The 25,742-nt window shown below is 47.2% G+C and carries 20 protein-coding genes; 7 read left to right on the top strand and 13 right to left on the bottom strand.

What is annotated here, in order from left to right:
* Positions 1-78: 78 nt before the first annotated feature.
* The 6 genes from Q4Q54_RS06925 to Q4Q54_RS06950 all read right to left on the bottom strand — a co-directional run bounded on the left by Q4Q54_RS06925 (position 79) and on the right by Q4Q54_RS06950 (position 8,067).
* Positions 79-1,815: a hypothetical protein gene (locus tag Q4Q54_RS06925; RefSeq protein WP_311988054.1), complete on the bottom strand. Its 1,737-nt coding sequence runs from the start codon at positions 1,813-1,815 to the stop codon at positions 79-81.
* 339 nt (positions 1,816-2,154) lie between these two features.
* On the bottom strand, positions 2,155-2,940 hold the full coding sequence (gene mtgA, locus Q4Q54_RS06930) for a monofunctional biosynthetic peptidoglycan transglycosylase (RefSeq protein ID WP_311988055.1): 786 nt from the start codon (positions 2,938-2,940) through the stop codon (positions 2,155-2,157).
* A 311-nt stretch (positions 2,941-3,251) separates the two neighbouring features.
* A complete protein-coding gene (locus Q4Q54_RS06935; RefSeq protein WP_226059344.1) occupies positions 3,252-3,395 on the bottom strand; it encodes a hypothetical protein in 144 nt (47 codons plus the stop codon).
* A 300-nt stretch (positions 3,396-3,695) separates the two neighbouring features.
* Complete coding sequence (locus tag Q4Q54_RS06940; protein WP_311899044.1) at positions 3,696-4,478, bottom strand: phosphoadenylyl-sulfate reductase; 783 nt, start codon at positions 4,476-4,478, stop codon at positions 3,696-3,698.
* The gene (gene cysI / locus Q4Q54_RS06945; RefSeq protein ID WP_006085931.1) at positions 4,471-6,168 is read right to left on the bottom strand and encodes an assimilatory sulfite reductase (NADPH) hemoprotein subunit; all 1,698 of its coding nucleotides are present in this window, start codon (positions 6,166-6,168) and stop codon (positions 4,471-4,473) included. Before cysI ends, Q4Q54_RS06940 begins: the two co-directional genes overlap by 8 nt.
* Before the next feature lie 99 nt (positions 6,169-6,267).
* Positions 6,268-8,067, bottom strand: a complete 1,800-nt coding sequence (locus Q4Q54_RS06950) for an assimilatory sulfite reductase (NADPH) flavoprotein subunit (protein ID WP_311988056.1) — start codon at positions 8,065-8,067, stop codon at positions 6,268-6,270.
* A gap of 419 nt (positions 8,068-8,486) precedes the next feature.
* Here Q4Q54_RS06950 and Q4Q54_RS06955 point away from each other — a divergent pair, with 419 nt between their 5' ends.
* The 3 genes from Q4Q54_RS06955 to Q4Q54_RS06965 all read left to right on the top strand — a co-directional run bounded on the left by Q4Q54_RS06955 (position 8,487) and on the right by Q4Q54_RS06965 (position 12,109).
* Complete coding sequence (locus Q4Q54_RS06955) at positions 8,487-10,013, top strand: Re/Si-specific NAD(P)(+) transhydrogenase subunit alpha (protein ID WP_006082895.1); 1,527 nt, start codon at positions 8,487-8,489, stop codon at positions 10,011-10,013.
* A gap of 11 nt (positions 10,014-10,024) precedes the next feature.
* Positions 10,025-11,509: a Re/Si-specific NAD(P)(+) transhydrogenase subunit beta gene (gene pntB / locus Q4Q54_RS06960; protein WP_006085934.1), complete on the top strand. Its 1,485-nt coding sequence runs from the start codon at positions 10,025-10,027 to the stop codon at positions 11,507-11,509.
* Between the two features lie 219 nt (positions 11,510-11,728).
* Positions 11,729-12,109: a hypothetical protein gene (locus Q4Q54_RS06965; RefSeq protein ID WP_012088382.1), complete on the top strand. Its 381-nt coding sequence runs from the start codon at positions 11,729-11,731 to the stop codon at positions 12,107-12,109.
* Positions 12,110-12,306: 197 nt separating this feature from the next.
* Here Q4Q54_RS06965 and Q4Q54_RS06970 read toward each other — a convergent pair whose 3' ends face one another.
* The 4 genes from Q4Q54_RS06970 to hldE form a co-directional block, all read right to left on the bottom strand.
* Positions 12,307-12,891, bottom strand: a complete 585-nt coding sequence (locus Q4Q54_RS06970) for a hypothetical protein (protein WP_311988057.1) — start codon at positions 12,889-12,891, stop codon at positions 12,307-12,309.
* A gap of 156 nt (positions 12,892-13,047) precedes the next feature.
* Positions 13,048-13,527 (bottom strand): TetR family transcriptional regulator, encoded by a 480-nt coding sequence (locus tag Q4Q54_RS06975; RefSeq protein WP_106649592.1) that lies wholly within the window; start codon positions 13,525-13,527, stop codon positions 13,048-13,050.
* 151 nt (positions 13,528-13,678) lie between these two features.
* A complete protein-coding gene (locus Q4Q54_RS06980) occupies positions 13,679-14,506 on the bottom strand; it encodes a hypothetical protein (protein ID WP_311988058.1) in 828 nt (275 codons plus the stop codon).
* Complete coding sequence (hldE, locus tag Q4Q54_RS06985) at positions 14,503-15,933, bottom strand: bifunctional D-glycero-beta-D-manno-heptose-7-phosphate kinase/D-glycero-beta-D-manno-heptose 1-phosphate adenylyltransferase HldE (RefSeq protein ID WP_006085938.1); 1,431 nt, start codon at positions 15,931-15,933, stop codon at positions 14,503-14,505. Before hldE ends, Q4Q54_RS06980 begins: the two co-directional genes overlap by 4 nt.
* A gap of 103 nt (positions 15,934-16,036) precedes the next feature.
* On the opposite strand from hldE, the gene Q4Q54_RS06990 reads away from it, so the two are divergent.
* Positions 16,037-16,963, top strand: a complete 927-nt coding sequence (locus tag Q4Q54_RS06990) for an LpxL/LpxP family Kdo(2)-lipid IV(A) lauroyl/palmitoleoyl acyltransferase (RefSeq protein ID WP_006082902.1) — start codon at positions 16,037-16,039, stop codon at positions 16,961-16,963.
* 181 nt (positions 16,964-17,144) lie between these two features.
* Here the strand turns inward: Q4Q54_RS06990 and Q4Q54_RS06995 are convergent, their stop codons facing one another.
* Positions 17,145-18,875 carry a potassium/proton antiporter gene (locus Q4Q54_RS06995; RefSeq protein ID WP_311988059.1) on the bottom strand — a complete coding sequence of 577 codons (1,731 nt, stop codon included), beginning with the start codon at positions 18,873-18,875 and terminating at the stop codon, positions 17,145-17,147.
* Positions 18,876-19,796: 921 nt separating this feature from the next.
* Between Q4Q54_RS06995 and Q4Q54_RS07000 the strand changes: the two genes are divergently transcribed.
* A complete protein-coding gene (locus Q4Q54_RS07000) occupies positions 19,797-20,711 on the top strand; it encodes a L,D-transpeptidase family protein (RefSeq protein ID WP_006082904.1) in 915 nt (304 codons plus the stop codon).
* Positions 20,712-20,805: 94 nt separating this feature from the next.
* Here the strand turns inward: Q4Q54_RS07000 and Q4Q54_RS07005 are convergent, their stop codons facing one another.
* Positions 20,806-21,633, bottom strand: coding sequence for a M14 family metallocarboxypeptidase (locus tag Q4Q54_RS07005; RefSeq protein WP_311988060.1), 828 nt, complete (start codon positions 21,631-21,633; stop codon positions 20,806-20,808).
* 217 nt (positions 21,634-21,850) lie between these two features.
* On the opposite strand from Q4Q54_RS07005, the gene Q4Q54_RS07010 reads away from it, so the two are divergent.
* Both Q4Q54_RS07010 and Q4Q54_RS07015 read left to right on the top strand, forming a co-directional pair.
* Positions 21,851-23,269, top strand: coding sequence for a pitrilysin family protein (locus Q4Q54_RS07010; RefSeq protein ID WP_311988061.1), 1,419 nt, complete (start codon positions 21,851-21,853; stop codon positions 23,267-23,269).
* The gene (locus Q4Q54_RS07015) at positions 23,266-24,954 is read left to right on the top strand and encodes an insulinase family protein (RefSeq protein WP_311988062.1); all 1,689 of its coding nucleotides are present in this window, start codon (positions 23,266-23,268) and stop codon (positions 24,952-24,954) included. Before Q4Q54_RS07010 ends, Q4Q54_RS07015 begins: the two co-directional genes overlap by 4 nt.
* Positions 24,955-24,990: 36 nt before the next feature.
* On the opposite strand, the gene Q4Q54_RS07020 is transcribed toward Q4Q54_RS07015, so the two are convergent.
* Entirely contained in the window at positions 24,991-25,671 is a 681-nt protein-coding gene (locus Q4Q54_RS07020) for a response regulator (protein ID WP_012088376.1), read from the bottom strand.
* Positions 25,672-25,742: the final 71 nt, after the last annotated feature.

Genomic DNA, 25,742 nt, shown 5'->3' on the forward strand with positions numbered 1-25,742 from the left:
AGAGCCAGCAATCTGCTGGCTCATTTCAAACATTGATTCGTTAACTGATATCAGTTAGCTAAAGAATGGATTCTAGAATTATTTCTTTTCAGTCGCTTTAGAATTGGCAACTGAACCTATAACCAAACCTTGCTTATTCACATCGAAGCTCATTTGAACTCGCATGTTGTAATCTTTAAGCATTTTCATTTCTTCAGGGATTGGCTCGCCGCTCATTTCTAACAACGTCAGCATTGGAGTGAACATCTTGCCGTAATCGGCAGATAAGCTATACATGCCATTCGCAGACAGTTTCTCGCCCGCTAATTTGTTTGCCAACGCCAGACCTTTATCACCGCTATACACCACTAAATGCTGACCTTTAATCGCGAGCATAGGCTTAACACCTAACTCAGGTGGCAACATCAATAGTGGTGATAAGTCAGTGGCATCGCCGTTATCGGCTAATTGCACTTCGGCCAACATAGGCGCGAAAGGTTTCACCATATTGAACAACATAGATGGGTTTTCGGCGCTGAGGCTGACTAACGCATCTAAGCTTTCTAACTTAGGCTCTTGATCTTGTGTGCTCATTTTAAAGTCGAGCAATGAAACGCTCATGCCTTTCACACCGTTCGCCATACCAGTGAACATGCCTAGCATAGCTGGGCTCTGTTGGCTCAACTCAGCTTGCAACTCGGCCAGTGGCGCACAGGTCAATTGCGGCTTTTGTAGATCATCCCAAATAGCCGTTAATGAAGGTGCAACTTCGTTGACATCTAAGCCTATGCCCATAGAGAAAATAGTGCTGTCGATATCCGCCAGATGTGCAGGAATAAAGCCACGCATCTTTTGCATTGCCGCAAGAATTGGTTGATTCTTAGTTTCAACCACAAATGAGGCCGCCATATGGCTTTCTTTTTCTGTCACAGAAAACGCGGTTAAACCCGCAACCGTGCGCGGCCAATTAGCCGCAATCGCGGTTAATTCGGTGCGACATTCTGGTGTTCTAATTTGAGCTAATGGATCTTCACCGACGCTTTCATTAGCAAAAAACTTCGTCAATTGCTTAGATAACATATTGCTATCGGCTGAGGTCAACGCCTTTACAATTTCCACATGGTTGATAAAGCTGATGCTGTGATCTTTAAAACCATGGGTTTTAATAATATCGTCCAATATGCCAGAAGCGGCTAATGACTGCGGCGCCTTCTTAATACCGAATGCCATTTCTAATAATTCAGGCTCGGTAATAGAAGTGCTGAAAGTAATCGTTAATATGCCATCTTTTTGGGCAAATAACAGATCAGCTTTTTCAGTTGAAGCTTCATCCGATAATGCATAAGCGCGATAATCAACATCACCCACTTTACGCATTTCGTGGGTCACGCCACTGTCTTTTTCGGCTTTATCTAATGCAGCCCAAAATGCATCCGCTTGATTGACGTCAATCTTGAATACAGGCAAAGCACCTAGAGTATAGAAATATGGTTTAATTTCATCAGGAAAACCAAAGGTTTTCAACAGTAAGGCTGGATCTTTAATGCCATCCATATACTGCTGATAAATGCTGACGAAGAACTTACCCATAGGGCTATCCAGCTCACCAAATTCGGCAAGCGCGTTACTTGGATATTGCTGATAATTTCCAGAAATAGACTGTAAATACGCTTTCAACGGGAAGGGTTTTAGCTGACCCGAAAATATCGGCGTATCAGCAGGCACATAGTCGAGCAAAGGATTTGCAGAGGCACTCGAGCTAGCACCATTCTGCGTATACCAATAACCACCCGCACCAGCTGCAATAATTGCCGCGGCAATCACAATCTTTTTCATTTAAGAAACTCCATTTAATGACAATTCAATTTTATGAAATCAATACCTAAAGTAATCCCTAGGTATTTGAATATTTATCCGCTCTTACATATCCCTTACGCAGATAATGCAAAATCAGAAAACTAAGGTATAAATTTTGCCCGATAATTTAACATTAAACCGATACAGAAGCGAACAGGATAGGGAATCAAACCGTTAAAACGCATCAGCGTTAACCTTAATTCAACAGGTTTCCAATCTTATTTCAATTCAGTAATAAAAGATCTTTAAGTCGTCGACGATTAACAAAGTGCCCAATGACACATAAATGCATCTGGGCCAAACTCACACGTCAGACCTTCATCCCGCTTCGTGGACTTTTTTAAGCGTGACGTCACCTAACTGGCGCATTTGTTTGCGGATCCAAGCGGAACGCTGCTGCACATAGGACGACGGAGGTGACACTTTATAACGCCAAGGATTGGGTAAGATGGCTGCGAGTAATGAAGCCTCATATTGGGTCAGTTTTGCCGCAGACTTTCCAAAATAATGCTTTGATGCCGCTTCGGCGCCGTAAATACCTGGGCCAAATTCGACGATATTTAAATACACTTCAAGAATGCGCGACTTATCCCAAGTCAGTTCCATCATTAAGGTAAACCAAGCTTCTAATCCCTTACGAAAAAAACTGCGGCTAGACCACATAAACAGGTTTTTCGCCGCCTGCTGACTTAAGGTGCTGGCTCCGCGAACTTTAGTGCCTTTCTGATTGTATTTCAGCGCCGAGCTTATCGCGGCTAAATCGAATCCCGTATGCTCGGCAAAACGTTGATCTTCTGCAGCGATCACCGCCAATTGTAACTCAGGAGAAATGTGCGCTAAATCGCGCCACTGATGCATGACTTCCCCCATAGGTGCAGGTGGAAATAAGGCGCGCTCAATCCGCCAAGTCCACATGGGTGGATTAACGAATCTGAGTAGGATGACCAATAAGATTGAGCAAATTAATGCCCATACTAATCCCTTGAATAACCAAGACAATAAACGACGAAAGCCACGCTTACTCCTTTGAGGAGCAGGACTACTCGACTTATTGGCACTAGGACGCCTGACATGATCTCGCATCGCATATAAAGGAGCCGTCATTTACACCATCTCATCCGCGCACTCTCATCTCTCGTTTATGATACCAGTCAAGCCAATCCATTAGGCATTCTTTACAACACCCAAGGCTTATTAGAAAACCGCCTAAAGCGTTAAGGGAATTGCGGGTCGATCATGCTACGACAATAGGGGAAACACCAAGGATATCTTACTCGATAATCAAAGATAGGCAGAGAAATAACCACAATAACAAATCACTATTGAAGATGGCGAGGGCTTGACTTAACTTGACCTCGGCAGCTTTGACGACAGCTGACCGAGGTAATGATGGCTGATTAACGAGGGCTAGCAAGTCAATCAAACTGCTTGATACTCGCAGCTGCGAGTCCGGTTTTCAACGCTTTCACTGCATCCAGTCGAATGATATCAATACACAGCAAACCCAGCCCATAAATACCGATATACAACCACTTAACCTCGGAAAAGACATGAATCATGTCAATTTCACAGTAAAATCCCTCAAAACCATCTACGGGAACTTCAAAATATAGTCCAGGCTTAACCAATGTGCATAACTCTGTGAGTAAAAATGTACAACATTTTTATCCTTTAAAGAGCCACCAACACTAACTCTATGAATATCAATATATCTCAGTGAAATGACGCTTAAATGACATAGCTTCGCTTTATCGTCAATCCAGAGTATTAAATTCAACCAAAGATAACACTTATCTTACAGAGATATAAAACGCCCCAATGGCAATTGAGGCGTTTAATATTTTAAATCAATAAGATGACTAGATATCGTAATGCAGACCACACTCACGTTTCAGCCCATTAAAGCGCGTTTCTTCCTCTGTCATCCCTAATTCAAGTGGTTTACTCGAATGGGTATCACCAACAGAAACATAGCCTTGATCCCAAAGTGGGTGGTACGGCAAGTCAAATTGAGTCAAATATAGGTGCACATCTTTATTCGACCACTCGATAATCGGCAGTAACTTAAAGCGAGTGCCATGAATCGCCAGTATCGGCAGCGCCTCACGAGTGCTGGCTTGGCTACGTCTCAGCCCTGCAAACCAAGTACCGACGTCAAGCTCGGCTAAGGCGCGTTGCATAGGCTCAACTTTGTTTAAACGGTTGTATTGCTCTAGCCCGTCTAACCCTTGCTCCCACAACTTACCAAAGCGTGCCTCTTGCCATGCAGCTGTCATCACTGCTTGATATACTTTTACATTCAGTGATAAACGCTGTGTCAGCTCATCGATAAACTGATAGGTTTCAGGGAACAAATACCCTGTATCCGTGAGGATAACCGGAATATTCGCCTGTGCCTGGCTCACCATATGCAGCATCACTGCGGCTTGAATACCAAAACTTGACGACAGTGCATGATTACCGGGCAAATAAGTTAAGCCCCACAACACTCGCTCTTGTGCGCTTAATCCAGCTAAGAACTGATTTATGCGTTCAAGCTCTATCGCTTGCTCGGCCTTAGGCGCACTCAATAGCGCCGTTAACTCGGCCGTGCTGACCACAGTCGGCACTGTATCACTGGTTTTTTGCTCAAGATCAACCATGAAAATCCTTAGCGGCATCAATCACCGCCTTCACAACGCCTACGCGGACGGTGAAGTTACCAAAGGTTTCGCCTGCATCACGCTCAACGGCGTAGCGGCCAAACAGGGTATCCAATTCGGCGAGAATTTCCGCCTCTTGGATATTTTCTCTGTGCATCTTGTTCAGACGAGTCCCTTCAAAGCTTGCGCCTAAGTACAAGTTGTAACGGCCTGGCGCTTTACCTACAAGCCCAATTTCAGCGGCAAATGGACGTGCACAACCGTTTGGACAACCCGTCATCCGCACCACAATCGCTTGTTCGCTGATGCCGTGTTTTGCCTGCAGCGCATCGATATGATCGATAAACTCAGGGAAGTAACGCTCAGCTTCCGCCATTGCTAATGGACACGTAGGCAAGGCCACACAGGCAATCGAATGACCGCGGGTTTGCGTCAACACTTGGCCCAGTAGTCCGTGTTTGCGGGCTAAGCCTTCAATCGTGGCTTTATCTTCTGCCGCCACACCTGCGATGATCATGTTTTGATTCGAGGTCATACGGAAATCGCCTTTGTGGATCTTAGCAATTTCACGCAGTCCCGTTTGCAGGGTTTGGCCCGGTAAATCTTTAATACGGCCACTTTCGATAAATAAGGTTAAATGCCATTTACCGTCAACGCCTTCGACCCAGCCATAACGATCGCCGCGATCGCCAATCACTACATCACGCTTAGGCTCAAACTTCACTCCTGCACGCAATTCGACTTCGGCTTTAAATTTCTCGTAGCCATGGTCAACGATAGTGTATTTAAGGCGTGAACGTTTACGGTTAACACGATTACCCCAGTCGCGTTGCACTGTCATGACAGCTTCGGCAAACTTCATCACGTCTTCAGTTTTGATAAAACCAAAGTCGTCAGCCAGACGTGGGAAAGTCTCCACCTCGCCATGGGTCGAACCCATGCCGCCGCCCGCGGTTAAGTTAAAGCCAACCAACTCACCGTTTTCAGCAACGGCGATAAAGCCTAAATCGTTAGTGTAAACGTCAACATCGTTATCGGGAGGAACCGCAACCGCCATTTTGAACTTACGTGGCAGATAAGTTTTGCCATATACAGGTTCAACGGTTTCATCTTCGGTTGAGAGTAACTTTTCTTCGTCTAACCAAATTTCGGCATAAGCACGCGTGTGTGGCAGCAGATGATCAGACAGTTGTTTCGCCACCGCATAGGCCTGCTCGTGTAGTTTCGATTCCACCGGATTAGGATTACACATCACGTTACGGTTAACGTCACCACAAGCGGCAATCGAATCCAGCGCTTCACGATCTAAGTCTTGAATAATAGTCTTTAAGTTACGCTTAGGAATACCGTGGTATTGGAAGGTTTGACGGGTCGTCAAACGAATGCTGTTCGAGCTGGTGAGCGTCGAGGCAATCTTGTCTACGCCTAACCATTGCTGCGGAGAACAAATACCGCCAGGTACACGGGCACGCAACATAAAGCTGTATAAAGGTTCGAGTTTTTGCTCTTTACGTTCGTTACGTAAATCACGGTCATCCTGCTGATAGAAGCCGTGGAATTTGATCAGCTGCTGGTCGCCGTCACTGAAACTGCCGGTTACCGCAGAATCTAAGCCTTCTTTAATCGTACCGCGCAGGTAATCACTGTCGGTCTTTAGGTATTCGTTTAACGCTAATTTTTGCTCACTCATGGCAACTGCCTCTTCAAATTCGGTTCGCTGACTGCACAGGTCATCACGTGTGCAGCTTTGGCTATTCTTATGCGTTTCTTATATGCGCAACGGTTGAGATTAATACACGTCTTTTTGGTAACGCTTATCGCTGCGCAGTGTTTCAAAATAGGCTTCGGCAGCTTCGGGATTCAAACCACCGACTTCAACAGCCACCTCAATCAAGGCTTGGTGAACATCTTTGGCCATACGTTCAGCATCACCACAAATGTACAGATGCGCGCCGTTTTGCAACCATTGCCACAGGGCTTGGCCTTGCTCTTTAATACGGTGCTGCACATATATTTTATGGGCTTGATCGCGCGAGAATGCCACGTCGATACGGCTTAAATCGCCATTTTTCAAATACTGTTGCCACTCAGTTTGATACAAGAAATCCTGCTCAAAGTGAGGATTGCCGAAGAATAACCAGCTATCGCCTTGAATACCTTGGGCCACGCGCTCCTGCATAAAGGCACGAAACGGCGCAACACCTGTGCCAGGGCCAACCATGATCACTGGTGTTTCTGGATTTTCAGGTAAACGGAAATGCTTATTAGGCTCAACATAAACCTTAACTTGCGTGCCTTCCTGCGCAGAGGCTAAGAAGTGTGACGCGCCGCCAAAACGGGCCGCGCCGTGACGCTCATCTTCCACTAACGCTACGGTTAAATGGACTTCGGTTTCCACTTCACTTTGGCTTGAGGCGATAGAGTAAAGTCTTGGGGTTAATGGGCGCAGTAACTCAAGCAATCTGGCCGCGCTTAACGTGACAGCGCTATTTGTTAACGGATACTGGGCGACTAAATCCGCAAATTGATGCTTAAGGATAAAGTGACGCACTTGCTCTTTATCTTCGCTCAACGCTAGCAGCTCAGCGCTGCCGCTCAGTTCGGCCCACGCTTTGACTAATCCAGGATACAACTGAGTCAGCTCTTTCTTCTCAAGCAAAGCTTGCTTAAGGGTCAAGGATTCTGTGCCTAAGGTCACTAACTCATCGGCGGCCAACGACAGACCCACGAGGACTTCATCGACTAACACTTCATTATTGCTAAACCACACACCGAGGGCATCGCCCGCTTGATAGCTTAAGCCTGAATCGCCAAGGTCAATTTCAACATGGCGCACATCTCGGTCTGAACCGCGGCCGGTAATTTTTTGGCTCGCTAGCACTTCAGCGCTATAGGGGTTTTGCTTAGTAAACTCGCTTTCGCCAATCGTTTTAGCGGTACCGATAGATACCACACTGGCGGACGAGGTTTCGATAAGCGGCTTAACGGCCTCTAATACATCGGCGTGCCACTGACCAGCGGCGGCTTCATAGTCCACATCACATTCAACCAAAGGTAACAATGACTTAGCACCCAGTAGCGCTAGACGAGTACTAAAGTCTTTACCGGTTTGGCAGAAGAATTCATAACTTGAATCCCCCAGCGCAAGCACTGAGTAATGTAGATTGTCTAACTTAGGCGCACGTTTCGATGCTAAAAACTTATGTAATTCAATCGCGTCATCCGGCGCTTCACCTTCACCATGGGTGCTGACCACCAGCAAGAGCACAGTTTCTTGTTTCAGTTGGCGAACATTGTATTCGCCCATTGAAGCCAGATTGACCGCATAACCTTGTGCCTGCGCCTTATCAGCGAGCGCTTTGGCGACACCACGGCCATTACCCGTTTGGCTGCCATAGAGAATCGTCACTGTTTGAGCAGTTTGCGCCTCTGCGGCGGGAGCTAGTTGGCCAGCATTGGCGGTGGCAGCAAGATAGCCACTCACCCAAGCCAGTTGCACAGCACTTAACTCAGAAGTGAGTTGTTTTAGCTTCTCGACTTGTCCTTGAGACAATGGCGAAGCCAGCGATGAAAGTTCTTTTAACAACATGAGACGGCCCTATGACAGTGTAATGTCCACAAGCTTATCGCGGTTTAAGAAAAGCAAAAAAGAATAAAATCGGATTTTTAATTCCATTTTGGAATATACAAAGTGCAAAATTTAAGCTACAAAAGTGTGCACTGGTTAAAAGTTTTTGATCCGACCAGTGCAGAAACGGCCTGCTTGAGAAATATGCACTTGTGCCAAGCTAAAGTATTGCCACAATGGTCATGAGCCTGTCGAACAGAAATTTCTGTTGCCCACAGAATAGTTTGTTTTTAAAACAAAAAGTGTCCATCCTAGATTGAATGCCCGAACTGACTCGAATCACCAGCCGAGTAATCGCTGGCGATGACAGATTTTGCAGTTGAGTACGATGAAGGAAGCACAGCAGGCGGAACGATTATATAAACCATCAGGGAGTAGTCATGCAGATTGGAATACCGAGAGAAAGTCTCGCCGGTGAAACTAGGGTCGCCGCGACTCCAGCCACCGTCGAGCAGCTTAAAAAACTCGGCTTTGAAGTTGTTATTGAGGCCAATGCGGGTCAACTGTCAAGTTTCGATGATGCAGCCTTTGAAGCTGCAGGCGCGAAAGTGACAACTGACGTTTGGCAAGCCGATCTGATTTTTAAGGTCAATGCGCCAAGCGACGCCGAAATCGAACAAATCAAAGACGGAGCAACTGTCGTCAGCTTTATTTGGCCCGCACAAAACCCTGAGCTGGTTGAGAAGTTATCTAAACGCAAGATCAACGTGATGGCGATGGACATGGTGCCACGCATCTCCCGTGCCCAGTCACTCGATGCTCTCTCCTCTATGGCCAACATTGGCGGTTATCGTGCCGTTGTTGAAGCCGCGCATCAATTTGGCCGTTTCTTTACCGGTCAAATTACCGCTGCCGGTAAAGTGCCGCCCGCTAAAGTGTTAGTGATTGGTGCCGGTGTGGCAGGTCTTGCTGCCATTGGTACTGCGGGTTCGCTTGGCGCCATAGTGCGCGCCTTCGATACGCGCTTAGAAGTGGCCGAGCAAATCGAATCCATGGGCGGCCAGTTCCTTAAACTCGATTTTGGTAACGAAGAAGGTGGCTCATCCGATGGTTATGCTAAAACCATGTCGGATGAATTTATTGCTGCCGAAATGGCGCTGTTTGCTGAGCAAGCCAAAGAAGTCGATATCATCATCACTACGGCGCTGATCCCTGGTCGTCCTGCGCCTAAGCTCATCACCAAAGCTATGGTTGATAGCATGAAGAGCGGCTCAGTGATCGTCGATTTAGCCGCTGCAACTGGCGGTAACTGCGAATACACGCAATCGGGCGAGCTGTTTGTCACACCGAACGGCGTAAAAGTGATTGGTTATACCGACCTACCCGGTCGTCTGCCGGCGCAATCGTCACAGCTTTACGGCACTAACTTAGTCAACCTGATGAAGTTAATGTGCAAAGAGAAAGACGGCACTGCCAGCATCAACTTCGATGATGTGGTCATGCGCAACATGACTGTGATCAAAGAAGGTGAAGTGACCTTCCCGCCACCACCGATTTCGGTTTCTGCGGCGCCGGCAAAACCTGCCGCGAAAATCGCGCCTAAAGACACCACTCCGAAAGCGCCATCTAAGCTCAAATACGTGCTCGCCGCCTTAGGCGTTGCCGGATTTGCAGCCGTGGCATCGGTTGCACCGCCAGAGTTCCTGTCTCATTTCACGGTATTCTTGCTGTCCTGCGTCGTGGGTTATTATGTGGTGTGGAACGTATCCCACTCACTGCATACGCCTTTGATGTCAGTCACTAACGCGATTTCAGGCATTATCGTGGTCGGCGCGCTACTGCAAATCGGTCAGGGTTCAACTTTGGTCACTGTACTGGCGTTTATCGCCGTGCTGATCGCCAGTATTAACATCTTCGGTGGCTTCACCGTCACTCAGCGCATGCTGAAGATGTTCCGTAAGGATTAAGGGGGTTTAACGTGTCTCAAGGACTGGTAACAGCAGCTTACATTATTGCCGCCATTCTCTTCATCTTCAGTCTCGCGGGACTGTCGAAGCAAGAGACGGCAAAACACGGCAATTTATTCGGTATCTTAGGTATGGCAATTGCCCTACTGGCTACCATTTTCAACCCTGATACTAACGGTATTGCGTGGATCTTAATCGCTATGGTGATTGGCGGCGCGATTGGTATCCGTTTAGCATTAAAAGTCGAAATGACTGAAATGCCTGAACTGGTTGCCATCTTGCACAGTTTTGTTGGTATGGCCGCGGTATTGGTTGGCTTTAACAGCTTTATCGACTTACACCCACAGGAAGTGTCGCAAGTTGTCGTGGCTGTCGGTGGCGATATTAATACGACCCTCGCCGCAGTGCACGATGCTCTAAGTGAAGCGGCCAAAGCCGCCAGCAAAGAACATCTCACTGGCGCCATGCTTAACATTCACTTGGTCGAAGTTTTCCTCGGGATCTTCATCGGTGCAGTCACCTTCACAGGTTCTATCGTGGCCTTTTGCAAGTTACGCGGCGTGATTTCATCTAAACCTTTGATGCTGCCACATCGCCACAAGTTGAACCTAGTGGCTGTGCTCGTGTCTTTCGCCCTGTTGGTGTACTTCGTCCAAACTGGCGGCACTATGCCGGCACTGCTGTTGATGACCTTGATTGCCTTCGCCTTTGGCTGGCATTTAGTCGCATCGATTGGCGGCGCGGATATGCCAGTGGTGGTGTCTATGCTGAACTCCTACTCAGGTTGGGCAGCAGCGGCAGCGGGCTTTATGTTGTCGAACGACCTCTTGATTGTCGTTGGCGCATTAGTGGGTTCATCGGGTGCAATTCTGTCTTACATCATGTGTAAGGCGATGAATCGCTCGTTTATTTCTGTAATAGCTGGTGGCTTTGGCACAGATGGTGTGGCCTCGACTGCCGATGAAGAAATGGGCGAATACCGTGAAACCAACGCCGAAGATGTGGCGGATATGCTTAAAAATGCTACCTCTGTCATCATCACCCCAGGTTACGGTATGGCGGTAGCACAGGCGCAATATCCTGTCGCTGAAATCACCAAAAGACTCCGCGATCTTGGCGTGAAAGTCCGTTTCGGCATCCACCCAGTTGCAGGCCGTTTACCCGGCCACATGAACGTACTGCTAGCGGAAGCGAAAGTCCCCTACGATATCGTGCTTGAAATGGACGAAATCAACGACGACTTTAACGACACTGACGTAGTACTAGTCATTGGTGCGAACGACACGGTTAACCCTGCGGCAATGGAAGATCCAGGTAGCCCAATCGCAGGCATGCCAGTGCTCGAAGTGTGGAAAGCGCAAAACGTCATCGGCTTTAAACGCTCGATGAACACAGGTTATGCTGGCGTGCAAAACCCACTGTTCTTCAAAGATAATACTCAAATGCTGTTTGGGGATGCCAAGGCCAGTGTCGAAGCGATTTTAAAAGCGCTTTGAGCCTGATGTAACTTCAACAGAGTAGAAATCGTTTAGGCGAAACACACTGTTTCAATGATAAAAAGGGAGCCGCTGGCTCCCTTTTCATTTCATATTTTTTTAAGCCTTTTAAGCTAGTCTCCGCCCCCATAGGATGTGAGTTTTTTTGCCCACAATCCCCATCGTTTTCGCAGGCAAAAATACGAAGTAGAATCTAACGCTATTTGAAGGAAAGAGTGAATGTTGCTTGGACTGTTTATCCTGTCTGGCGTATTAATCAAAACCTCATTACTCGGACTTGGCTGGATATCAATTGCCATCGGCCTGAGTGGATATCTGTTATGTCGATGGTTCGATTTCAATTTGGATATCAAACTAATTGATAAATTTAGACGCCTTTTCATCACTGGCGCGGCTTTGCATCTTCTGGTCTATATCGGCTTAATCACTAAGCTTTTCCTTATCGACAGCTTAGAAGACTTACCCACATTCCTGATAAGTCACTTAGTATTTCACCACATCATCAGCGCTGCTATTGCTGCCACATTAACCTTCTTGGCGATTCGCATCTATTTACAGCAGCAAAAACTAACTCAAGCCTATCGACAGGAATTAAGCTAACTCAACAAGGTTTTGATGACAAATGCCGAAGGAGAAAGACTGGTTAAATTCATCATTAGCTTAAGTGCCATAAAATAATGGGGTACTAAAACAGATCATGCAGAGGTGGTGTCAGCAACACTGAATTCATCAATGAATTCAAACATCAGGGATAAGAATGACCCCTGATGTTTAGGGAGGAGCTAAGCCAAGATACGTTAGTCTACGGTAATATCGTTATCGCTAAGCTCTTTTGACAGGGTTTCATAATTCGTTTTAAGCTTCGGCAAAGTATCTTCTTGGATCTTACTCAGTAAACTTTGCAGTAGGCCCTTACCGTAGGAAACACTGTAGTGGCGGGTTTCAATATTACTGATGATCTGCTCAGACTCTAAATAAAAACGACGAATATCGGACAAGATATGACTCGGCGTCTCTAGGGCATTGGCTGAATAGCGCATATTATCCCAAACAAACAGCCCCATTTGCGGGCGCATTTTCACTAAGCTATTACCGCTCACCGTTTCAACCGTGTCGACATAACGGCTCAAAGTGGCCACGTTGTCACTCACTTCATCATAGAGCGCGTGGCGCAGATGATAGTTGTTTTGCATATTACTTAAGTTATCGAACTTAATCGCCTGCGATAAACCTTCCTGCGCGGCTAAATACACACCGACAACCGTCGCAATGATCATAAAGACCTGACTCACCCAAAAACTGGTTTTGATGAGCTCTGTATTATCGAGCTTGATGTTACGTTTGGGAGCATCGGCGGCATTAGGGCTAGGGTTCATGTCCATATGTGTATCCTGTCAAATCAAGAGTAAAAAGCGGTATAACGCAATAAAGGGCCTATCTTACATGACAAAAGGATGAGTTTCCTCAGTAAAAATCACGATTTCCCCCCATAAAAAAGGAGCCATCGGGCTCCATTTTTATATTTGTTGGTCAGTCTTTTATGCTGCTTTTGCCACATCAAAATTGGACAACAACATCATAGCAGTACGGCCTATTAAATGGTTGATCGTGCGATCACCCGCTAAGCCTAACTCAGCAATCGCTTGTTGACGTGCTGTGCTCACAGCTCTAAAGAGAGTGATTTCATTGTTGGCACCACCGCAAAGACTAAAGAACAGTCTCAATACTGCGCGGTAATGCTCTTCCTGCATAGCCTGCATCCATGATGTTTCTAATGCCTCTTGGCTAGAAAAATCCAGAGCCGCAACAAATAGATTACCAATACGGCTATCTAAGCGAACGAGAAAATCGCTCTTGCGTGGAAAATGGTGGCTAATACCTGTGCGGCTAATCCCCGTTGCTTCAGATAACGTGGTATAAGACATAGTCTCAAAGCCGATAGTCAAAATTTGTCTTAACGCTTCATCCATAATCTGATTTATGGTTTGCTCAGTTTGTACTCGCGAGCGCTTAGCCATAGTAAAGTCTCCCCTCTTATTTTTAGGGGGAAAGCTTACCAAAGCCGCTCAGGGATTACTGCTGTTCACTCGGCTGCAACCAGCGTATTTCGCTTTTGTTCAGCTAGGGTTCAGTTTAAAACAGGCTTAAACATAGAATTCATTAACACCTTCATAACATTGAATTTTGTACCAACCAGTTATGCGCTTTTTCCTCGCCCATGAGTAAAACGAAGGTGGGTTGTAGATAATGTCCAAGTTCGGCTTTTCGCCAAAATAGATATTCAGGAAGGGGTTGCAACACACTCGCGCCAAAAGTGCGTTGCATTAAGCTCGAATACTCGCCTAATAACCTCGGCGCTAATTGCTCGGCTTTAGGATAAAAATCCGCCAAAAAATCCCGATAATCGGCAAAACTCGCCACGTGAGCCACCTTATAGCGGCGCAACACTTGTATCATCATAGGCGAACTCCAGTGCGACAAGTATTGCGGACTTGTTAACGCATCGAGATTGCGTCTATGGTATTGCTGCCATGCCAAGGTAAAATCACCTCGCTCCCGCGCGACACGCCAAACCAGATAGATATCGGCTAGCCATTCATGCTGATATGCGCTCAATTGAATCGGTAACACTGTCCCTTGCAGGGCGAGGTTCTCCAAATGACCGAGCTCATGCCATAGGGTTAATTGCGGCTGTTCGAGCAAAGGTAATTGATAGGTCACTAGATCGACACTGGCTAACTGCACTTGCGGCGACTGCAACTCGTTGACTAAGACTAGGCCCGCTATCTGATTGTCATCGACGGGCATAACCATGGCGCCTCGCTGGCCTAAATCGCGCCTAAATTGATCTAACGTAGCGGGCAGCTGCGCCAACACTTGCTTAGGCAATAATGCCAAGCAAGTGCCAAGCTCTGGTAAAGGGCAAATCAAAGCCTGCTTATCGGCAATGGGCGTCCAAGACAAGCTAGATGCGAATACCAGAGCAACTAAGCTCACTGATTAGCCATGATATTTTGAATAATCGCCGTGGTCGAAATGCCATCCTCAAAGCCCAGCACTTGCACTTGACCACCGGCGGCAATCACTTCAGCGCCGCCTGCGATATCTTCAAGCTTATAGTCGCCGCCTTTAACCAGTAGATTTGGCAGCAGTCGAGTGATAATGCGCTGCGGCGTATCTTCACTAAAAGGCACCACCCAATCGACAGAGGCTAAGCCAGCGAGCACGGCCATACGGCGATCAACCTGATTGACCGGACGACCATCACCCTTAAGGCGTTTAACCGAGGCATCATCGTTTACTGCAACAATCAAACGATCGCCTAAGGCTTTGGCTTGTTTGAGGTAACTCACGTGGCCCGCATGCAAAATATCAAAGCAACCATTGGTCATCACCACACGCTCACCGCGCAGTTTGGCCTGCTCTAGGGCATAGGCGAGTTGATCTTCACTCACCACCCCAAAACCCGATTCTCCATGATGCAAAGCTAGAGCTTCGATAAGTTCAATGCGGCTCACGGTAGAAGTGCCAAGTTTACCGACCACCACGCCAGCGGCGGTGTTCGCAATTGCGCAAGCCTGCGGTAAATCGGCGCCCGCGGCTAATGAGGTTGCTAAGGCAGAAATCACAGTATCGCCAGCACCCGTCACGTCATAGACTTCACGGGCAACGGTAGGAATGTGCAGCTCGGGCGCATTGGCAGTCACTAAGGTCATGCCCTTTTCAGAGCGGGTAACTAAGATGGCATCAAAATGATGTTGCTTAAGTAAACCACGGGCTTTTTCCAGCAGATCCGCTTCTGAGGTCACAGTGCCAACAACGGCTTCAAACTCGCTCATATTCGGGGTGATCAATGACGCGCCCTGATAACGGCCAAAGTCACTGCCCTTAGGATCGACTAACACCATCACACCTTTTGCGCGGGCAAGCGCAATGAAATCACGCGGCTGATCGATAGCGCCCTTCGCATAATCTGACAACACCACCACATCGACGGAATCGAGTAAGGCCTCTGATTGCTTGAGCAAACGCACACTATCGGCCTTGTCGAAGGCTTCTTCGAAATCGAGTCGGATCAATTGCTGGTTGCGTGATAACACCCGCAACTTAGTGATGGTTGGCTTGTCTGCAATGGTTAACCATTGGGGTTCAACCCCTAAGGTTTGCACGCCAAGCGTTAAGGCATGGGCGGTATCGTCTTGACCGACGAGCCCAGCAAGTTGGACTTGACCACCTAAGGTCGCGATATTGAGCGCCACGTTGGCCGCGCCGCCGGGTCTGTCTTCGACTTGATTAATCTTCACCACAGGTACGGGGGCTTCGGGGGAGATACGTCCCGTTGGGCCAACCCAATAGCGGTCTAACATCACATCGCCGACGACTAACACTCTGGCTTTTTCAAATGCTGGCAGAGAAACCTTCATAGTGCTCTTATCTTTATGCAGAAATTAAACCGTGATTGTACCTAATTTTCAGTAAAAATTGAGTTAGAATAAGCAGTAATTTTCAAAAGTAGTGAGTATTTTTGTGGTCGAGAAAGCCGAGTTTTCATCTTCTTTATATCATCCTAAGCATTGGCCCATGTGGTTTGGCGTATTCTTGATGCGCTTAACTCAGCTTCTACCGCTCTCATGGCAGATGAAACTGGGTAAAGGTTTAGGTCGCTTAGTGATGAAATTTGCTGGCAGTCGCACTCATACGGCGCGCCGTAACTTGGCCCTCTGTTTCCCTGAAATGTCAGAAGCACAGCGAGAAGCCCTACTCACGCGTAACTTTGAAGAAACAGGCAAAGCCATTTTCGATACCATCAATGCATGGTGGTGGTCCGATGAAAAAGTGCAGCAACACATGAGCATCACAGGCAAAGAACACGTGCAAGACACCCTCGATGCTGGCCACGGCGTTATCCTGTTTGCAGTGCATTGTTTACCGCTGGAAATGGGCGCACGTATTTTCGGCCAATTCCAACCCGGCGTGGGGGTTTATCGCCCACACAACAATCCTGTGATGGAATACCTCCAAGTTAAAGGCCGTTTACGCTCGAATAAAGGTCTCGTTTCTAAACGCGACTTGCGCCAAATGGTGCGCTGCCTACGTAATCCCGATGTCATTTGGTACACGGCAGATCAAGACTTTGGCCGCTCCAGCGCGGTATTTATCCCGTTTTATGCCATGCCAGATGCGGCAACGATTACGGGGGCCACCACGTTAGCCAAACTCGGCAAAGCCAAAGTCTTACCCTTTTTTGTGGAACGTACCGAAGGTGATGAGGGTTATCGGATTGAAGTGATGCCACCGCTGGATAATTTCCCCGGCGAGGATGAATTAGCCGATGCCATTCGCGGTAACAAGATTATCGAATCCATCATAGATAAAAACCGCGCCCAATATATGTGGTTGCATCGCCGCTTTAAAACCCGTCCAGATCCAACGGACAAATCTTTATATCAGTAACTCATTCCGTTTTTAATACAAAAATGCCAGCAAATAAGCTGGCATTTTTTATGGTGACTTTCGATTACAATTGTCGATGATAACTTTCAATGGCAATTGTCGATGACAACTTTCAATGGCAATTGTCGATGACAACTTTCAACTTCAACTCTCTATGGCAAGAAGCATCTAGCGCATGAGATTACAGCGAATGCTCGGTCGGTAAACGAATACCCACGTTAGTGACTTTGCCTTCATACAGCCCCGCCACCACCCAATGCAACGACTGCCATTGGAACTGATCGCCCAGCACAGGGTTTGCACCAAGCTGTGACACCACCAGATCGGCAACTGTCATATCGTCAGCGAGATTATCTAAACTCAAGCCATAAATTGGTGCGAGATCCGCAAGTTTAACGTCTGTTTCAATAAAGAAATCACCGAAGAAACGTTGTACTTCTTTATTTTCTGGCGCTTGGCTAAAGAGGTTACTCAAGGCTTCTAAACTGCGCTCCTGACCCAGCACGCAGAGTATATCGCCCGCTTCGAGGCGAGTGCTACCCGATGGATGCAGTAAAGTGTCATCCCTAAATACCGCCGCAATTCGTGTTCCATCTGGCATAGCTAAACGTTTTAACGGTTCACCAATACACCACTTACTTTCACTCAAACGATAAACAAACACTTCCCATTCGCTGCTCGGGTAAATTTCAACTCCCGAACGCGAAACGGGCAACGGCTTTGGGGGCAGTTCCACCTTAGCTAAACGCGCCGCAGTGGTCAAAGACGCACCTTGAACCAGTAACGAGACTAGTACAACGAAGAAGGCTAAGTTGAAGTACAACTGAGCGCCCGGTAAGCCCGCCATCATGGGGAACACCGCCAAGATGATAGGCACTGCACCGCGTAATCCTACCCACGAAATAAACCAGCGGTCGCGACTGCTGAAGCTCTTAAAGGGCAATAGGCTGATCCACACAGCGACAGGACGAGCAAATAAAATCATCCCAAATGCCAGCGCAAAACCTGGGATCAAGATATCGACTAAATCGGAAGGGGTAAGCAATAAGCCTAATACCAAGAACATGCCGATTTGGCTGACCCAAGTCATGCCATCCAGTACGTTCAAAATCGCATGGCGGCCACGGGTCGGCTTATTGCCGAGGAAAAGCCCGACTAAGTAAATCGATAAAATACCACTGCCGCCAAGTTTGTTGGACGCCGCATAAATGATCAGCCCACCGCTTAAGACTAAAATAGAGTACAGGCCGTCGGCTAATTTGCTCAAATTAACCAGCTTCCACAACATCCAGCCGCCGCCTAAACCTAAGCAAATACCCAGACCAAATTGCTTAATAAAGCTGATAAACATAAAGCTGAAGGACATCTCAGTGTCCACATTGGCGAGAATCGCAATCAGCGTCACGGTTAAAAACACCGCCATAGGGTCGTTACTACCAGACTCGATTTCTAAGGTTGCCCCAACCCGCTCGTTGAGACTGCGCCCTTTCAATAAGGAGAATACCGCGGCGGCATCGGTCGAGCCCACAATCGCGCCCACCAGCAAACCTTGCAACCAATGCAAGTCAAACAGCCATGCGGCCATCATTCCAGTGATACTGGTTGTAATAGCAACGCCAAAGGTCGCTAGCGATAAAGCAGGCCACAGCGCCACCCTAAAACTGGCGACACGGGTACGCATTCCACCATCGAGTAAGATGATAGCTAGCGCTAAGTTACTGACTAAATAAGCGGTGGAATAATCATCAAACAGTATGCCGCCAGGGCCATCTTCACCGGCCAAAATACCCACGGCGAGGAAGATCAAAAGAATCGGGATACCCAAACGGGAAGACATAGGACTGAGTAAAACACTCACTGCAGTTAGCAAGGCGCCAATCAGAAAAAAACTATTGATGGAATTTGCATCCACAAACGCCTCCTTATACAGGTTGTTTAGTTAAACGATAGACAAATCACCGAGGTTAAAAATGACTCAACTTACAATTTTATGATTTTATATTAGCACAAAAATAGCGAATTATTGGAGCGTTAAATATTAAATTTCAATCATCTACATAGAAAACGCCATAAATGTAACTTTGCATTAACCTTGAGATAAAGGCTAACGTAAAACCTAAAGAACCGCAGAACATTTTCACACGACTTATAAAAATTAAAATAAATAAATATCAAATAGTTAAAAACAACAAGCTAAACGTAAACTTAAATCATTCAAGCTAAATCAAGCTCGTAAACCTGTATAAAATAGGGTTATCATAGTGAATTCAGCGCCAGACAAAACAATGTCGACTGAAACGGCGAATATTCGAACATCACCCTCAAGCCAATTGTTTTCACTCCATTTATCCGACAATCAGCTCAGCTAGGCGGACTTTGTCAGGTTGAGCAGCACCCCGTTAGAAAAGTACTTTAAAAAAGTCTCGCAAACGCTGTTTTCGCAAAACCCATCAATTCAGCCACCCTTAATTCGCCATCAAAGAAGACACTTTGCATCACGTCAATATTTTAGACGGAGCAATCACCATAGAAGCGTTGCAACACAGCAGCTTAGATCAGGGAATTGCAGCGCATAGGGCGATAAAGTAGGCAGAGGGTTAAACGGTAAGTCTAAATACTGACAACCTCAGTCATCGAAGAAAACCGTTAAAACAAAAATTAAGCGATAAATACGCTGTACGGATCATATTTCAGTTGAAATAATGTCCAAAATAAGGAAGGATGCGAGCTTCGCGCGCCAGTGCATTTTGCTCGTCAAATTGCCGCTCTCGTTTTAACAGAGAAAGCTGCGTTAAACACGCTTTTTTATTAACAGGAATCGTAGTATCCGCTTATGAGTATGCTTCGCACCACAGCTTTATTATTGACTTTGGTTTTCCCTAGTCTGTCCGCTTTAGCAACGGAATATCCTTTACCAGCCGCCCAAAGCAGGCTAATTGGCGAGAACCAGTATTATACGGTTCCAGAGGGTAAACACACTCTCGAAGATATTGCTGCCAAATACCAGCTCGGTCTCAGTAACTTACTCGAAGCTAACCCAGGTGTAGATCCATTTCTGCCAAAGCCAGGTAGCCAACTGTTAATTCCATTACAACTGATCCTGCCTAACGCTCCCCGTGAAGGCATAGTGATCAACGTGGCCGAAATGCGTTTGTACTACTATCCAAAAGGCAAAAAGACAGTTGAAGTCCTGCCTATTGGTATTGGCCAGATTGGTAAAGACACGCCAGAAAACTGGGTGACCTCAGTACAACGTAAGCGTGCCAATCCAACTTGGACACCGACGCCACGCATTCGTAAAGAATATGCTGCTAAGGGTGAAATCCTGCCAGCAGTATGGCCAGCGGGTCCAGACAACCCTATGGGACTGTATGCACTGTATATAGGCAACTTGTATGCGATTCACGGTACTAACGCGAGTTTCGGTATCGGTTTACGTGTGAGTCAAGGTTGTGTGCGTTTACGCCATGAAGATATCGAGCACTTGTTCAAGAATGTCCCAGTGGGCACCCGCGTACAATTCGTGAACCAGCCGATTAAAGCAACCGAAGAGCCAGACGGTAAGCGCTACTTAGCCGTGCATCAACCTCTGTCTCGCACTGTGGCTGAGTTTGAATCCAATGAGCCAGTCGCGATTTCATTACCTAGAGATATCGCCAAGTTTATCGCTAAAGCTGACACAAATTCTTCTGTGATCAAAAAGCTGCTTGATGAACGTACTGGTGTACCGATGCGAATTAACCAATAATTCACTGGTAAATATCACCTAAAAAAATACCCGCTATCAGCGGGTATTTTTTTGTCATTTATAAGATGATTAAACACCTAATAGAATAACAAGATCAATCACATAAAGGTGCACATAGGGCTAAGAAGTGAGTCATAACAGCACTGTTTGCCAATACGCGTTGGTCGAAGTTTTGCAGCGCTGGCGTTTCGGTACAAGCACCGACACGGGCACCACTTCGCACTAAACACGCTTCAAACGACGTATCGAAGTGATTGAAGATCAAGCCATCCTTCACAGGACACGCATCAATCTCGCCATCCACAGCAATCGGGAAATAACCGCCTAAGGTATCGCGCAAATCGAGGCTAAAGCGTCCTGGCACTTGGCTTGGCTCAAAAGAATACACATAGGCTTCACGGCTCAAGACATCTTCGTGGCAAGTTAAAATACCGTCACGGCAAGCGGCAATCAGTAACTGCGCATGATCTAACAACAACTTACCTTCCACCGACGTATGTTCGTTGGCTTTAGGTTTACCATTCTCAAATACAAAACCGCGATTTGGATTTTCGCCGTACTTGTTAAATCTATGGCCGCGGCTGAATCCGGTTGGATTAACGAGGGGCAATAAACTCAAGTTCACCCGTTCAAATAGGTCTGCTGACGCTTCACTCAAAAAATGCAGCAAACCCCAAGGGCCTGCAGATTCTTCGCCATGAAATCCTGCGCTGATTAATAAAGAAGGTAAGCCTGACTTAGCGGCGGGAGACTGATACAAGCTAACCTTGTATTTACCGACTTCACCCAAATTCTTCTCAACCATGCCCAAACGGGTCATTTCCTGCTCAAGCAGCAGATAAAAATTATCAATATCAGTGCTTTCACAGTTAAAAATATCGCTTTTCCACTGAAAGGATTCGAACGGGGATCTGCTTACCATATCTTGTACTTATGCCAGAAAAAGAACTGTGCCATCATAGCAGTTCTTTTTAAAAACTGAATGCTATTCAACTGATTTCGATGAAATCCGAGCAGTCGCTAACCACATCGCAATCGGTATCGATACCTGTTGATGGGTTAATCGCCACTTGGTAACGGCATTCAGCTTCGATGAGTTATTTAACGAATTCAAAAAATATGCTCAGCAGGATGCACTTATGAGAACTCACATCGTCTTTTTTATCGCCCTTGCGACCAGTGCTTTTAGCAATTCGCTGCTGGCACAATGTCGCGCCGAGCAGGATGCACAAGCCTTATACGCGCTCGAAGCGAACCTAAAAACCTACACTCTCGAAAATGGCCTGACGGTGCGGTTACTGCCCATGGCTGATAAACAGACAGTCACAATCGCCAGCCAATTTAATTTAGGCGCCCGCAACGAAGCTGAGGGCCAAAGCGGTTATGCCCATCTGTTTGAGCACATGTTATTTAAGGGCAGCGAAAATGCCCCCGGCGATACCTATGCCCAGCAGCTCAGTGCCTTAGGTGCACGTTTTAATGCCAGCACACATTTTGACTACACCAATTACTATGTGACGCTGCCAAGCCCAGCATTAGAACTGGGGCTGTATCTCGAAGCCGACCGCTTTATCCGCCCAAGCCTAAATGCCACTACCGTTAAAAATCAGCAGGAAACCGTACTGCAGGAAATGGCGCAAACCATAGATAATCAGCCCTATGTCCGCAGCGCGATGGCGTTCTTACTCGACCAAGTGAAAGGCACGCCCTACGGCCACGGTATTATTGGTAGTCGCGAAGATATCTTGCAAGCCACACCTGAAAGCCTAACCGCCTTTCACCGTGCTTATTATCGCCCCGACGCGATGCAGCTTTCCCTTGTCGGCAAGTTAAGCCCACAAACCCTGCAATGGATTGAGCAAGATTTTGCGACTTGGCCTAAACCAACGACGACTGAACCTAGATTCACTGAGTTGAATATCGAGCCTAAACAAGTGCATGCTGAGTTAGTCGATGAGCACGGACCTTGGCCTGGATTACTGCTCGCTTGGCATACCGTAGGTAAAAATCATCCCGATGCGGCAGCGATTCAACTGCTCGAAGGCTATTTATTTCAAAATACCGCCAGTGCAATCGCGAAACTCAGCCAGCATAATCCCGCGCAGATGCTCAGCTATTCCCTGCCCTTTGAGCTAGAAAATCATGGGATTGCCAATATTGTCTTGGTTCCGCGAGCTCGCACTTCACTCGATGCCTTAGTGGAAAAAGTGCTGGGACTTGTCGCACAAACACAGCAAGAGACTCTGGATGAAACCAGCCTGTGCGCACTTAAACAAGTGTGGTTAAACAATCGATTACAACAACTCAGTGACACCCAAGCACTAGCCACGCAGCTTTCGGCGACCTCAGTTCAAGATAAAGACCATCCCTTTAGCGCGCAGTGGCAGCGGATTAACGCAGTCACGGCTGGCGATATCCAAAGAGTCGCAAAACAGTATTTTACTCAAGACTATGTGCGGGTCGACCTACTGCCACCTTGGTATATTCGCTGGGGAAAAACACTGCTGGAATGGCTACCTAGTGACATGAGCGACAGCCTAGAGGATGCGGTATTATGATGAACCTAACTCCTGTAACTCACGGACGACCTAAACAACTACAAAGCTTAATGTGCTGCGCAGCGGCGTTATTACTGAGCGCCTGCCAGCAAACGCAAATCGTCTTTACGCCGACCGAACCGCCAAGCTTAGCGGGCTTTAACACGCCCTATCCTTTTAACAGTCATTTACCCGAAAGCGGCGTCATCATCCCCGCAACGGATCCAATGTTTAGCGATGAAGTCTATACCGAATTGGATTTACCCTATCAGTTACATAGACTTGCTTCAGTGCAAAGCAATCATGATCTAAACAGTAACAGTCTAAGCACTCATGCTCTAAGCAGTAACAGTCTCAGCAGTAACAGTCTAAGCAACAGGGTCAGTTTAGCGGCGATAAGTCCGCAGGCCCCCTTCAATAATCCCGATATTTTACAGATTGCCCTGCAAGAGAAAGCCCGCGCACTGGCGATTAGCCTCGCAGATCCTTGCCTTGAAACTTTCAGTATTCGCGTTAGCTTACATAGCATAAATCTAAGCCTCACCTGCCCCGACGATGTTAATCATATCTACGGCTTGCTAATGCAATTTTGGCAGCCCAATACCTTTGTTGATGCGACAACCGCCCCCGTCGATGTTGACAATATTCGCCGCCAACTCAAGCTCAATAAGCACTTAAATGCCTTTAGTGGCGCCGAGATAGATAAACTGTGGCGCGAAAAACTGCTCGGGCCTGAACATCCCTACAATACAGTGCTCAATAATAATGAGCTGTTCGATACGCTTAATCTGAATCAACTGCAACAGATCCAGCAGCAGGCGGCATCGCAAGCACAGTGGCATCTGTTTCTACCCAACTCGCAGGCTAAAAACGCCGAATTTGATCTTCAAGCCAGCATTAAACAGTGGCCTATATTGACGACATCCTTGCCTAAATCCTTGTCTAAATCGTCATCGCACGCGGATAAGCTAGAAACAACCACACCTAAGCAAACCCAAAAGATTTACCTTATCGATGCGCCGGGCAGCGTGCAGACCCAAGTCCGCCTAGGCTATCGCATAGGCTATCGCATAGGCTATCGCATAGATCATTCCATAAATCATGCCATAGGTCATACCGTTGATAATGAGTTAGGCGATATGTCCGAGACGAGTCAACTCAATTCACAGGAAGTCGCCTTAAGCTGCCGCAGTTTATCCGCGCTGATGGGGCGCAGTTTTTCGGGCAGACTCTATTATGATTTGCGGGAAAAACGCGGCCTCACCTATGGCATTTACGGCCAGTGTGCCAATGCGCCGCTGTCCAGCAGCATCAAGTTTTACGGCAGTACAGCCATAGAACATACGGGCGCGTTTGTGGTGGGCATACTCGATCACCTCGCGCTCGTTAAAACCCAAAGTGCCAGCCAAGGCGAAATCAATGCACTTAAAACCTATTTGATGGGTGAGGATGTACTCAGCCAAGACAACAGCATTCAGCGTGAAAACCAATATCTCCAACAACTTGCGACAGGATTAACCCAAGTTGATGTGCAAAAGCTGAATGCCGAGTTGCAGGCTCTAACGCCAGAAAGGTTGCAGCATTTAGCCAACGGGGCATTTAGCGGTGAGCCATTGATTATCTTGCGGGGCGATATCGATAGAATAATCCCAGACTTAACCTCCAAGCTGCCAGAGTGGCAGCTTGAAAGGATCAAGGTGGACTAAATTCTGAATGCAAAAAAGCAAAAGCTGAACAGAAGACTAGCGCACTCTGTGGTAGCAACGTTCGGGGCGGCCGATGGAGCCATAACTTTGGTCCGCCGCCAGCTCATTGCATTCCAACAAAAACTCTAAATAACGCCGCGCGGTAGAACGGCTAACGCCTAGCTTTTCACCCACCATTTGCGCCGTGAGTTTATCCTGCGGCTTAGCATCAAACACTTCACGGATTTTCTGTAGGGTCAATTGGTCGACCCCCTTTGGCAAACGAGCAGCAGCCTTAGTCGTCCCTGTCGGCACTTCCATAAAGGCATCGACTACGGATTGAGTCAGCTCTTCGGTGGCAGAAAGTTTGAGCTGCCGGCTCTCAAATCGACTCAGGGCTTGATCTAACCGGCTCAACAGTACAGGTTTCACCAGAAAATCGAACACCCCTAACTGCATGGCTTTTTCTAAAATCTGCACTTCCTTGGCCGCAGTGAGCAATACCACTTCGCTGCGGATCCCTTGGCTGCGTAATTCTGCTAGTAAATTCAAACCATTACCGTCGGGTAAATACACGTCTAGCAGTAAGAGGTCCGGCGTGATGGCGCCCAATAAAGACCGCGCGGTACTGATATCGCTGGCCATCCCAATCACTTTATAACGATTGGTCGAGAACAAATATTGCGCAACCAAATGGGCGACTTCGACTTCATCCTCGACGATGATCACTGTATGCATTAAACAATACCTATTTCAGGCAGAAGTTCAGGAAACAAATACGGTGCGGTTAACTCAGCAACACGCGCAAC

The sequence above is a fragment of the Shewanella sp. SP2S2-4 genome, assembly GCF_031932025.1.
In the GTDB taxonomy this organism is placed as follows: Bacteria; Pseudomonadota; Gammaproteobacteria; order Enterobacterales; family Shewanellaceae; genus Shewanella; species Shewanella baltica.